Genomic DNA, 12,555 nt, shown 5'->3' with positions numbered 1-12,555 from the left:
GGTTACCCCCCGTTTCCTGCCGCTGCCGCCGCCCGCGCCGCCACCGGCAGGGCGGCGGAGATCTGCTCCCACGCCGCGTCGTCGATGGCGGTCGAGACGAACCACGACTCGAACGCGCTCGGCGGCAGGTAGACGCCACCGGCGAGCATCGCGTGGAAGAACGCCTTGAACGCCGGCACCACCTGGGTGCGGGCGCTGTCGTAGTCGCGCACGTCCGCGTCGGTGAAGAAGACCGAGAACATGTTGCCCGCGGTGGAGAGGCGGTGCGGCACGCCGGCCGCGGACAGCGCCTCGGTGGTGAGCTTGCCCAGCGCGGCGGAGGTCTCGTCGAGCCGCCGGTAGAGCGCGTCGTCGGCCAGCCGCAGCGTGGCCAGCCCGGCCGCGCAGGCCAGCGGGTTACCGGAGAGCGTGCCGGCCTGGTAGACCGGGCCGGCCGGGGCGAGCTTCGCCATGATCTCCGCGCGCCCGCCGAACGCCGCGGCGGGCAGGCCGCCACCCATGACCTTCCCGTACGTCCACAGGTCCGCGTCCGACGGGTCGAGGCCGTGCCATCCGGCGCGGGAGACCCGGAACCCGGTCATCACCTCGTCGACGATGAGCAGCGCGCCGTGCGCGTGCGCGATCCGGGCCAGTTCGGCGTTGAAGCCGTCCCGGGGAGCGATCACGCCCATGTTGCCGGCGGCGGCCTCGGTGATGATCGCGCCGATGTGCGGGCCCTGGGCGGCGAACGCCTCCTCGACCGCGCGCAGGTCGTTGTACGGCAGCACGATCGTGTCGCCGGCCGCCGCCCCGGTCACGCCGGGCGAGTCGGGCAGGCCGAACGTGGCCACGCCGGAGCCGGCGGCGGCGAGCAGCGCGTCCGAGTGGCCGTGGTAGCAGCCGGCGAACTTGATGATCTTGGAGCGGCCGGTGAAGCCGCGGGCCAGCCGGATCGCCGACATGGTCGCCTCGGTGCCGGAGTTGACCAGGCGCACCTGCTCCACCGGCGTCCGCGCGACGATCTCCTCGGCCAGGTCGACCTCGCCCGGCGTGGGCGTGCCGAAGCTCGTGCCCAGCGCGGCGGCCTCACGTAGCGCCTCCACCACTGCCGGGTGCGCGTGGCCGAGGATGAGCGGGCCCCAGGAGCAGACCAGGTCGACGTACCGACGACCGTCGGCGTCGAAGAGCCAGGGACCCTCCCCCCGGACCATGAAGCGCGGGGTGCCGCCGACGGCACGGAACGCACGCACGGGGGAGTTGACCCCGCCGGGCACGAGGGCCTTGGCGCGGTCGAACAGGGCCTCGGAGGCCGGAGCGTCGGCCGGGTAGCGGCCGGATCCGGCGGAAAGCGTCTCGGTCACGATGGGCCCATTGTGTCAGCGTCGGAGTACTGCCTGGCACGCACCCCGCGACGGGGGTTACCCGGCTCACCCCGGTGAGCGGCGGCAGTCCGCCCGCGATCCGCTCGACAGGCCCGTTGGTCGAGATCGCGATAGGCTGACCGGGTGGATCGTGCCGAACTGTCCATCACCGTACACCGGACCGGTGACGAAGCCGTGCTTCGTCTGGCCGGTGAGATCGACATGCTCACGGCCGCCCAGCTCTCGACGGTGGTCAACGAGGTGCTGGCGGATCCGCCCCCGCGCATCGTGCTCGACCTCGCCGGGGTCACGTTCTGCGACTCGCAGGGCCTCGGCACGCTCGTGGTGCTCAGCCGCAAGGCCAGTCACGCGCGCAGCCTGCTGATGCTCAGCAACGTGGGCGACTTCCTGATCCGCGTCCTGGACATCACCGGCCTGCGCAGCGCCCTGATGATCCGCAACGAAGCCACCCCGTAGCCCCACCCTCCCCGCGATCTTGCAGTTGCAGCCCCGGCGAAAAGGGCAAATCACCCTTGACCGGGGCCGCAAGTGCAAGATCGGCGAGGGCTAGAGGACGGGGAGGTCGCGGCGGCGGAAGGTGAGCAGGCCAGCCGCGGCCAGGGCTGCCGCCAGGGCGGTCAGCACGTAGAGCGGGGTGGGGGTCCAGGCGTCGCGGAGCACCTGCGGGGTGTGCGTGAACGGGGACAGGTCCAGCAGCCACTGGTCCAGCTCCAGCACCGCGCCGAGCTGGCCGAGCAGCACGCAGACCGCCAGCACCGCCCAGGTGGCCGGCGCAAGCCGGGGCAGCAGGCCGTAGAGCAGCACGGCGAGCCCGGCCAGCACCCACGCGGCGGGCACCTGGGTCAGGCCCGCGGCGAGCATCCGGCCCAGTTGCCGGGGCACGTCGCCGGTGCTCAGCCCGTACGTCAGGCCGGTGGCCAGCCCGGTCACCGCGAGCACCACCACCGGGCCGAGCAGCGCGAACGTCACGTGCGAGAGCAGCCAGGTCGAGCGGCGGGTGCCGGTGGCGAGCACCGGCTCCGCGTGCCCGGCGGACTCCTCGGCGCGCATCCGCAGCGCGGCCTGGATGCCGTACCCGGCGGCGGCCAGCCCGGCCAGGCTCAGCGTCACGCCCAGGTACGCGTCGGCCATGCCGGACGCCCCGCCGAGCCGGGCCACGATCTCCTCCATCCGCGGGCTGCCCTCGACGGACCGGCCGGCCGCCTCGGCCGCGCCCCCGAGGATCAGGCCGAGCAGGCCGAACCCGACCGACCACCAGAGGATCTGCCCCCGGTGCAGCCGCCAGGCCAGGCCGAACGGGCCGGACAGGCCACCACCGGCGGTGGCCGGGCCGAGCCGGGGCGGCAGCACACCCGCGCCCAGGTCGCGGCGGACCGAGACCGGGTACGCGAGCGCCGCGAGCAGCGCCGTGGCGGCCAGCGGCAGGAGCAGCACCCACCACCGCTCCCCCTCGTACGGGCGGGCCCGGGCGGCCCAGCCCAGCGGGGACAGCCAGCTCGGCCAGTCGTTGCTCGCGGTGTCCCCGGCCAGGCGCAGCCCGAACGCGGCGCCGAGACCGGCGAGCCCGATGCCCCGCGCCCCACCGGCGGTCTCGGTGAGCTGGGCCGCCAGCCCGCCGAGCGTGGCGAACACGACGCCGGTCAGCACGGTGACGAGGCCGTACGCCACCGAGCCGCCGACCGGCAGCCCGGTCGCGACCAGCCCGGCGGCGGTGAGCAGGCCGAGCAGCAGATCCGCCGCGTACGTGACGAGCAGCGCGGCGGTCAGCCCGGCGTGCCGCCCGAGCACGTTGCCGCCGAGCAGTTCCCGCCGGCCGGCCTCCTCCTCGGTGCGGGTGTGCCGGATGACGGTGAGCAGGCTGGCCAGCGCGACGATCAGCAGCAGGAAGCCACTGCGCTGGGCGGTCAGCCCGCCGACGCTGTCGCCGTACGCGGGGCCGAGCAGCGCGACGATGGACGGGTTGCGGGCGGTGCCCTCCAGGTACGCGGCCCGCTCGGCGGCGGTCGGGAACAGCCCCGCGAAGCTGGCCGCGTACGTCATCGGCAGCACCGCGAGGATCAGCACCCACAGCGGCAGCAGGATGCGGTCCCGGCGCAGGATCAGCCGGACCAGGTGGCGGGTGCCGGTGAGCGTGCTCATGACCGGTCCGCCGTCTCGGGGCGCGCCACGCCGGAGGAGGACGCCGCGTCGGAGGAGGACGCCGTCTCGTAGTGCCGCAGGAACAATTCCTCCAGCGTGGGCGGCGTGCTCACCAGGCTGCGTACGCCGAGTTCGGTGAGCCGGCGCAGCGCGGCGTCGAGCGCCGCGGTGTCGACGTCGAAGCGCACCCGCCGCCCGTCCACCCGCAGGTCGTGTATGCCCGGCAGGTCGGCCAGGCCGTCGAGCGGCGCGGCGACCTCGGCGTCGATGGCGGTGCGGTGCAGGTGGCGCAGGTCGCCGAGCGTGCCGGACTCCACGGCCCGCCCGGCCCGGATGATCGTCACCCGGTCGCAGAGCGCCTCCACCTCGGCCAGGATGTGGCTGGACAGCAGCACGGTGCGCCCGTCGTGGACGGCGCGGCGGACCCAGTGCTGGAAGACCTCCTCCATCAGCGGGTCGAGCCCGGAGGTCGGCTCGTCGAGGATGAGCAGTTCGACGTCGGAGGCGAGCGCGGCGACCAGGCCGACCTTCTGCCGGTTGCCCTTGGAGTAGGTGCGGCCCTTCTTGCGCGGGTCCAGCTCGAACGACTCCAGCAGTTCGGCGCGGCGTTTCGGGTCGAGCCCGCCGCGCATCCGGCCGAGCAGGTCGATCACCTCGCCGCCGCTGAGGTTGGGCCAGAGCGTGACGTCTCCCGGCACGTACGCGAGGCGGCGGTGCAGCGCCACCGCGTCCCGCCAGGGGTCGGCGCCCAGCAGCCGGGCGGCCCCCGCGTCCGCCCGCAGCAGGCCGAGCAGCACCCGGATGGTGGTCGACTTGCCGGAGCCGTTCGGCCCGAGGAAGCCGTGCACCTCCCCGGTGCGGACGGTCAGGTCGAGCCCGTCGAGGGCCCGGGTGCGGCCGAAGGTCTTCACCAGGCCGGACACATCGATTGCCGTTTCCATATTTCAGAAGCTACGCTCGTTTCACAAACTTGTGAAGACTGTAGGGTCACGGGGTGAGTGTCGAGGAGCCGACCATGAACGTGCCGCCCCACCACGACGAGGAAGAGGTCCACCTCTTCATCGAGCGGATGGCGATGGCCTTCGCCGACGTGGGCTTCCCCCGGATGGCCGCCCGGGTCCTGTTCACGGTGATGAGCGCCGACGAGCCGCTCACCGCGGGCGAGATCGCCGAGCGGCTGGGCGTCAGCGCGGCGGCGGTCAGCGGCGCGGTGCGCTACCTGACCCAGTTCGCCATGCTGGTCCGCGAGCCCGTCAAGGGCTCCCGGAGCGACCGCTACCGGATGCCCGACAACCCGTGGTACGAGGCGACGATCACCAAGACCACGATCTACAAGAACTTCATCGACATCGCCGCCGGCGGGGTCGACGCGCTGCACGGCCGCAGCACCCCGGCCGGTGAACGGGTCGCCGAGATGCGCGACTTCTTCCTCTTCGTACAGGAGGAACTGGAATCGCTCGGCGACCGGTGGCGGGCCCGGCGGGCCGCGACCGGGCACGGTGGCCCGGCCGGCGGCTGAGCCGTCAGCGGGTGTTGCCCCAGCGGGCCTGCTCCAGCAGGTCCACCGCGCGGTCCCGGGCAGACGGGTCGTCGTCGGCGCGCAGCAGCGTTGTGGCCTCGTCCACCGCGTCGGTCAGGTGCCGCCACTGCAGATCCCGCTCCCGCACCAGATCTGACTGGGCGGCGAGCTGCCGGGTCTTCACCCACAGGTCGACGAAGACTGTCACCTTCGCCCGCAGCACCCACGGGTCGAACGGCTTGGTCAGGTAGTCGACCGCGCCCGCCGCGTAGCCGCGCAGCGCGAGCTGCGCGTCCTTGTCCGCGGCGGTCAGGAAGATGATCGGTACGTGCCGGGTGCGCTCGCGCCGCTTGATGTGGGTGGCCGTCTCGAAGCCGTCCATGTCCGGCATCTGGGCGTCCAGCAGGATCACCGCGAAGTCGTCCACGAGGAGCTGCTTGAGCGCGGCCTCGCCGCTCTCCACCGCGACCGACTGCACCGGAAGGCCCTGGAGGATCGCCTCCAACGCCATCAGGTTCTCCCGCCGGTCGTCCACCAGCAGGGCCTTGGCCGTCTGCGTCACGGGTTCTCCTCGCCTCGGCTGCGGCCGATCCAGGACGCCATCAGCTCGATCAGCTCGTCCAGGTCCACTGGCTTGGTGATGTAGTCGCTGCCGCCGGCGCTGAGCGCCGACTCCCGGTCGCCGGGCATCGCCTTGGCGGTCAGGAAGACGATCGGCAGGTCCGCGAACCGGTGGTTGCGGCGGATCTGCGCGGTCGTCTCGTACCCGTCCTGGTCCGGCATCATGGCGTCCATCAGGACGATGTCCACCTCCGGATGCTCGGCGAGCTGGCGGACGCCGTCCGCCCCGTTGTCCGAGTACAACACAGTCATGCCGTGCAGTTCCAACGCGGACGTCAGCGCGAACACGTTCCGCACGTCGTCGTCGATGATCAGCACTGTCACGCCGTCCAGCCGCCGGGTGGCGGGCGTCTCCTGCGGCTGCGGCAGCTCCATCGGCATGAGCAGCGACGACGGCAGGCCCGCGCGGCTCGGCGACGGCGGGGCCGGCGCCACCACCGCGTCCGGCGCCAGCACCTCGGGTACGAAGAGAGTGAACGTCGAACCCTGACCGGGCGCGGACGAGACGGTGATCGTGCCGCCGAGCAGGCGGGCCAGATCGCGGCTGATGGACAGCCCGAGGCCGGTCCCGCCGTACCGCCGGCTGGTCGTGCCGTCCGCCTGCTGGAACGCCTCGAAGATCAGCGACAGCTTGTCGTCGGAGATCCCGATCCCGGTGTCTATCACTGTGAACGCGATCACCCGCTGCGCGTTCGTCAGCGCCGGCACGTCGAAGACGGCGTTCTCGGCCGCCGGGCCGATACGCAGCGTCACCGCGCCGTTGTCGGTGAACTTCACCGCGTTGGAGAGCAGGTTGCGCAGGATCTGCTGCAACCGCTGGGCGTCGGTCACCAGCGCCGGCGGCAGATCGCCGCTGACCCGTACCTGGAAGTCCAGGCCCTTCTCCTCGGCCTGCGGCGCGAACGCCTGCTCCACATAGCTACGGATCTCGGCGAACTGGATCTCGGTGGGCTCCACGTCCATCCGGCCCGCCTCGATCTTCGACAGGTCGAGGATGTCGTCGATCAGCGACAGCAGGTCCGATCCGGCGCCGTGGATGGTCCGGGCGAACTCGATCTGCTTCGCGCTGAGGTTGCGCTCCGGGTTCTCGGCGAGCAGCCGGGCCAGCAGGAGCAGCGAGTTCAGCGGCGTACGCAGCTCGTGGCTCATGTTGGCCAGGAACTCCGACTTGTACGCTGACGCCCGGGTGAGCTGCTGCGCCTTCTCCTCCAGGCCGAGCCGGGCCAGCTCGATCTCCCGGTTCTGCGTCTCGATGTTGGCCTTCTGCTCGGACAACAGCTTCGCCTTGTCCTCCAGCTCGGCGTTGGTGCGCTGCAACTCGGCCGACTGGTCCTGCATCTCGTGCGCCAGCCGCTGCGACTGCGCCAGCAGCTCCTCCGTACGCCGGTTGGCCTGGATGGTGTTGACCGCGACGCCGATGGTGAGCACCAGCCGCTCCAGGAACGCCAGGTGCAGGTCGGAGAACGTGGCCACGCCGGCGAACTCGATCACGGCGAGCAGCTCGCCCTCGAACAGGACGGGGAGCACCACCAGGTCGGCCGGCGGCGTGTCGGCCAGCCCGGAACGCACCACGAGGCGCCCGTCCGGCTGCGCCTTGACCCGGATGGTCCGGCGGGACAACGCGGCCTGCCCGACCAACCCCTCACCCGGACCGAACGTCACGTCGTGCCCCCGGGCCACGTACCCGTAGGAAGCGGTGAGCCGCAGCCGCATGCTGCCCTCGGAGCTGTCCGCCAGGAAGAACGCGCCGAGCTGCGCGTCCACCAGCGGAGTCACCTCCATCATGATCATGCGGCAGACCTCGCCCAGGTCGCGCTGACCCTGGAGCAGGCCGCCGATGCGGGCCAGGTTGGAGTCGAGCCAGCCCTGCTCGGCGTTCTTCTTCGTCGTCTCCCGGAGGGTGACGATCATCTGGTTGATGTTGTCCTTCAGCTCGGCGACCTCGCCCTGCGCCTTCACGTTGATCCGCTGGGTCAGGTCACCCCGGGTCACCGACGTGGAGACCTGCGCGATCGCGCGCAACTGCGTGGTGAGGGTCGAGGCGAGCTGGTTGACGTTCTCGGTGAGGTCGCGCCACGTGCCGGAGACGCCCTTGACCTGGGCCTGACCACCCAGCTTGCCCTCGGTGCCGACCTCGCGGGCCACCCGCGTCACCTCGTCGGCGAACGAGGAGAGCTGGTCCACCATCGTGTTGACCGTGTTCTTCAGCTCCAGGATCTCGCCCTGCGCGTCCACCGTGATCTTCTGACCCAGGTCGCCGTTCGCCACCGCGGTGGTGACCGAGGCGATGTTGCGGACCTGGCTGGTCAGGTTCGACGCCATCGAGTTCACGTTGTCGGTCAGGTCCCGCCACGTACCCGAGACGCCCTTGACCTGCGCCTGACCACCCAGCTTGCCCTCGGTGCCCACCTCGCGCGCCACCCGCGTCACCTCGTCGGCGAACGACGAGAGCTGATCCACCATCGTGTTGACAGTGGACTTCAGCTCCAGGATCTCACCCCGGGCGTCAACAGTGATCTTCTGCGACAGGTCACCCTTGGCGACCGCCGTCGACACCTGCGCGATGTTGCGCACCTGCGCGGTCAGGTTCGACGCCATCGAGTTCACGTTGTCGGTCAGGTCCCGCCAGGTGCCGGCGACGCCGCGTACCTGGGCCTGACCACCGAGCTTGCCCTCGGTGCCCACCTCGCGCGCCACCCGCGTCACCTCGTCGGCGAACGACGAGAGCTGATCCACCATCGTGTTGACAGTGGACTTCAGCTCCAGGATCTCACCCCGGGCGTCAACAGTGATCTTCTGCGACAGGTCACCCTTCGCCACCGCAGTAGTGACCGAGGCGATGTTCCGGACCTGGCTGGTCAGGTTCGACGCCATCGAGTTCACGTTGTCGGTCAGGTCCCGCCACGTACCCGAGACGCCCTTGACCTGGGCCTGACCACCCAGCTTGCCCTCGGTGCCCACCTCGCGGGCCACCCGCGTCACCTCGTCGGCGAACGAGGAGAGCTGGTCCACCATCGTGTTGACGGTGTTCTTCAGCTCCAGGATCTCGCCCTGCGCGTCCACGGTGATCTTCTGACCCAGGTCGCCCTTGGCCACCGCCGTGGAGACCTGGGAGATGTTGCGGACCTGGCTGGTCAGGTTGCCGGCGAGCTGGTTCACGTTCTCGGTGAGGTCACGCCACGTGCCGGAGACGCCGCGCACCTGCGCCTGGCCGCCCAGCTTGCCCTCGATGCCCACCTCGCGGGCCACCCGCGTCACCTCGTCGGCGAACGAGGAGAGCTGATCCACCATCGTGTTGACGGTGTCCTTCAGCTCCAGGATCTCGCCCTGCGCGGCCACCGTGATCTTCTGCGACAGGTCACCCTTGGCCACAGCCGTCGACACCTGGGCGATGTTGCGCACCTGCGCGGTCAGGTTCGACGCCATCGAGTTGACGTTGTCGGTCAGGTCCTTCCAGGTGCCGGCCACGCCCGGCACCTCGGCCTGGCCGCCCAGCTTGCCCTCGGTGCCCACCTCGCGGGCCACCCGGGTCACCTGCTCGGCGAACAGCCGCAGCGTGTCGGTGAGCGAGTTCATCGTGTCGGCCAGCTCGGCGACCTCGCCGCGCGCCCCGACCGTGATCTTCTGCGACAGGTCGCCCTTCGCGACGGCGGTGGCCACCTGCGAGATCGACCGCACCTGCCCGGTGAGGTTCGACGCCATGGTGTTCACCGAGTCGGTGAGGTCCTTCCAGGTGCCCGCCACGCCACGCACGTCGGCCTGGCCGCCGAGCTTGCCCTCGGTGCCCACCTCGCGGGCCACCCGCGTCACCTCGTCGGCGAACGACGACAGCTGATCCACCATCGTGTTCACGGTCCGGCCGATGCGCAGGTACTCACCCCGGAGCGGACGACCGTCTATCTCCAGCGCCATGTGCTGGGACAGGTCGCCGTCGGCCACCGCCACGATCACCCGGGCGATCTCCGTGGTGGGCCGGCCCAGGTCGTCGATGAGCGAGTTGACCGCCCGCTGCCCCTCCGCCCACGAGCCGTCCAGGCCCTCGTCGTCCAGGCGCTCGGTGAGCCGGCCGTCGCGGCCGACGATCCGGCTGATCCGGCGCAGGTCCAGGTGCTGCCGCTCCTGCAACGACACCACGTCGTTGAAGGCGTCGGCGACCTCACCGGGCAGGCCCGCCCGGCGAGGCAGGCGTACCCGCAGGTCACCGTGCGCCACCCGGCGCAACGCGTCGACCAGCTCGCCGAGGAGCACCTCGTGGTCGGACGCGGACGGGTCCGCGGTCACCGACTGTTTTGCCGTGGTCATGGTTCCTCGCTCCGCTCGGGCTCGTGCCGTCACGCGGCCATCCCATCATTCTGCCGCGCGATCCGTCGAGGTCACGGCGTGCAACCCCGCGTCACGCGCCGTATCCGCCCGAGTGGCCGGTTCGCCGGACCCTTGGCACCCGGGGCCGGACCGGTGGAGGATACGGAGGTGTCAGCGGAGGCGGGGGCCACTCGGAGCGGCGGTGCGGACGAGCACGTCCGCCGGGTCCGCCTCCCCGCCGACCGCCGCACCCCGGCGGCGGCCCGCGCCGTGGTACGCACCATGCTGCTCGAAGCCCGGCTGCCCGAACTGCTGAACGAGGCGCTGCTGCTCACCACCGAGCTGACCACGAACGCCGTGGAGCACGCGCGCACCGAACTGGACATCGAGGTCGAAGCCGACCCGAACGGCCTCACCGTCACCGTCACCGACTTCGCCTCCGGGCCGGTCGACGAGCTGATCGTCGGCGTGCGCAACACCACCTCCGACATCGCCGAGGTCGCCACGCGAGGGCGCGGGCTGCTGCTCGTCGACCACTTCTCCAGCCGATGGGGCACCACGTACCTGCCCACCGGCAAGGGCGTCTGGTTCCGCCTGGACCGGCCCGGCCCCGGCGGGCCCGCCCGCCCGTCGGCCGGCCCGCCGCCGGTGACCGAGCCGGAACGAACCGGCGACGGTACGCCCAGCGCCGCCGCGATGAGCGAGTTGATGCAGATCACCCCCGACCCGTACGCGGACGAGCCGCTGGCCGAGTTCGCCACCGGCCTGCTGACCCGGGTCGGCGAGATGGTGGGCGCCGCCGGTGGCACAGTCCGGCTGGACCGGGGCGACGGGCTGGGCACCCAGGTGTTCGCCCGGTACGGCCGGCAGCCGCGCGAGAGCAACGAGCTGCTGCGCGTACCGCTCGCCGTGCACCGCCCGTACACCGGCGAGCTGGAACTGGACGCGGCGCCCTCGACGTACGCCCGGCCGCTGGCGGTGCTGGCCGCCGAGCGGCTGTCGCTGCACCTGGAGAACGACCGCCTGCGCCGCGCCGACGTGCGCCGGTCCACCTGGCTGACGTTCCTGGCCGAGGCCAGTGAACTGCTCGCCCAGTCGCTGGACGTCGAGCTGACCATGGCGCTCATCCCGCAGCTCGTGGTGCCCCGGCTCGGCCAGTGGTGCGCCGTGCACACCACCGACGAGTGGGGACGGCTGCGCCTCGCCGCGTCCAGCCACGCCGACGAGGCCATGCTGCCGCAGCTGCACCGGATCCTCCAGGAGACCGGCCCGGACTCGATCCAGTCCCGGCTGCGCGAGGCGTCCCGCAACGCCGCCCAGGTGCCGCTCGGCGGCCCGATGGAGGGCTTCGCCGTACCGCTGATCGCCCGCGGGCAACGGCTCGGCACCCTCGCCGTGGGCCGGCACCAGCGGCACCGGCACGACCCGGACGAGGTCTCCGTGCTGGAGGACGTGGCCCGCCGCGCCGCGCTCGCCATCGAGAACGCCCGCATCCACGCCGAACGCCGCCGGGTCGCCCAGACGCTCCAGCAGTCGCTGCTGCCGCCGGTGCTCCCGGTGGTCGAGGGCATCGGCTTCGCCGCCGAGTACGTCCCCACCGGCGACGACGCGGAGGTCGGCGGCGACTTCTACGACGTGGTCCCGTTGCCGGACGGCCGCTGGCTCGTGGTGGTCGGCGACGTGTCAGGCAAGGGCGTGCAGGCCGCCGCCGTGACCGGCCTGGTCCGGGACGTGATCCGGGTTCTCGTCGGCGACGGCAAGCCGCTGCCCGAGGTGCTCAGCCGGCTCAACGAGACGCTCGTCGAGCGCGGCGGCGGGCGCTACTGCACGCTGGCGCTGGCGGCGGTCTCGCCCGGCGACGGCGACCAGCTCGACGTCTCGCTGCACCTGGCCGGCCACGACCGCCCGGTGCTGCTGCACGGCGGGGGCGGCGCCACGTTCGTCGGGACCGGCGGTACGGCGCTGGGCCTGCTCGACGCCATCAGCACGCCCACCGCCGAGCTGGCGCTCAAGCCCGGCGACGCGCTGATCTTCTACACCGACGGGGTCACCGAGCGACGACGCGGACGCGAGCTGTTCGGCACCGAACGGCTGCGCGAGTCGGCGGCGCCGCTTGCCGGGTACTCGGCCGACGTGGTGGCCGCCCGGCTGCGCGCCGCCACCATCGCCTTCTCCGTCGAGCCCCCACGCGACGACATAGCCATCCTGGTCCTCCGAAACGACACCCCCTAGCTCTGCCCTCTGCCCGCCCCGGGTTCCGCCTCCGGCGGTGATCAAGGAGTTTGTGGCTTGGGGAGGCGCGAAACGGGACACAAACTCCTTGATCACGACAGTGGTGAGGACCCCGGGCGCCAGTGCGGGTTGTCGGTGGGCGGTTGGGCTGCGCCAGCTCGCCGAGGTGGCGGTATCCGGCACACGCGGACACAACCACCACCCCGAACTGGCGATCGGCGACACCAGCTCGCCGAAGTGGCGGCATGCAGCCACGCGGATACGACCACTACGCCGAACCGGCGGTGGACTGCACCAGTTCGCCGAGGTGGCGGCATCCAGCCACGCGGACACGACCACCACGCCGAACTCGCGGTCGGCGACACCAGCTCGCCGAGCTGG

The 12,555-nt window shown here is 71.9% G+C and carries 8 protein-coding genes; 3 read left to right on the top strand and 5 right to left on the bottom strand.

What is annotated here, in order from left to right; translation table 11 throughout:
• Nucleotides 1–2: 2 nt before the first annotated feature.
• Nucleotides 3–1,340, bottom strand: a complete 1,338-nt coding sequence (gene hemL / locus MicB006_RS01700; protein ID WP_116503391.1) for a glutamate-1-semialdehyde 2,1-aminomutase — start codon at nt 1,338–1,340, stop codon at nt 3–5.
• A gap of 144 nt (nt 1,341–1,484) precedes the next feature.
• Between hemL and MicB006_RS01695 the strand changes: the two genes are divergently transcribed.
• Nucleotides 1,485–1,817: an STAS domain-containing protein gene (locus tag MicB006_RS01695; RefSeq protein WP_030500715.1), complete on the top strand. Its 333-nt coding sequence runs from the start codon at nt 1,485–1,487 to the stop codon at nt 1,815–1,817.
• Between the two features lie 90 nt (nt 1,818–1,907).
• On the opposite strand, the gene MicB006_RS01690 is transcribed toward MicB006_RS01695, so the two are convergent.
• Nucleotides 1,908–3,500, bottom strand: a complete 1,593-nt coding sequence (locus tag MicB006_RS01690; RefSeq protein ID WP_116503389.1) for an ABC transporter permease — start codon at nt 3,498–3,500, stop codon at nt 1,908–1,910.
• Entirely contained in the window at nt 3,497–4,441 is a 945-nt protein-coding gene (locus MicB006_RS01685; RefSeq protein ID WP_116503387.1) for an ABC transporter ATP-binding protein, read from the bottom strand. Before MicB006_RS01685 ends, MicB006_RS01690 begins: the two co-directional genes overlap by 4 nt.
• Nucleotides 4,442–4,494: 53 nt before the next feature.
• Here MicB006_RS01685 and MicB006_RS01680 point away from each other — a divergent pair, with 53 nt between their 5' ends.
• The gene (locus MicB006_RS01680) at nt 4,495–5,019 is read left to right on the top strand and encodes a GbsR/MarR family transcriptional regulator (protein ID WP_225980605.1); all 525 of its coding nucleotides are present in this window, start codon (nt 4,495–4,497) and stop codon (nt 5,017–5,019) included.
• A 4-nt stretch (nt 5,020–5,023) separates the two neighbouring features.
• Here the strand turns inward: MicB006_RS01680 and MicB006_RS01675 are convergent, their stop codons facing one another.
• Both MicB006_RS01675 and MicB006_RS01670 read right to left on the bottom strand, forming a co-directional pair.
• Nucleotides 5,024–5,581: a two-component system response regulator gene (locus MicB006_RS01675; protein WP_116503383.1), complete on the bottom strand. Its 558-nt coding sequence runs from the start codon at nt 5,579–5,581 to the stop codon at nt 5,024–5,026.
• Nucleotides 5,578–9,942 (bottom strand): HAMP domain-containing protein, encoded by a 4,365-nt coding sequence (locus tag MicB006_RS01670; RefSeq protein ID WP_073826505.1) that lies wholly within the window; start codon nt 9,940–9,942, stop codon nt 5,578–5,580. The genes MicB006_RS01675 and MicB006_RS01670 overlap by 4 nt, the downstream gene beginning before the upstream one ends.
• 168 nt (nt 9,943–10,110) lie before the next feature.
• Here MicB006_RS01670 and MicB006_RS01665 point away from each other — a divergent pair, with 168 nt between their 5' ends.
• Nucleotides 10,111–12,174 (top strand): SpoIIE family protein phosphatase, encoded by a 2,064-nt coding sequence (locus MicB006_RS01665; RefSeq protein ID WP_116503381.1) that lies wholly within the window; start codon nt 10,111–10,113, stop codon nt 12,172–12,174.
• Nucleotides 12,175–12,555: the final 381 nt, after the last annotated feature.

The sequence above is a fragment of the Micromonospora sp. B006 genome, assembly GCF_003408515.1.
In the GTDB taxonomy this organism is placed as follows: domain Bacteria; phylum Actinomycetota; class Actinomycetes; order Mycobacteriales; family Micromonosporaceae; genus Micromonospora; species Micromonospora echinospora_A.
This window is presented reverse-complemented; position numbering and strand designations above follow the sequence as displayed.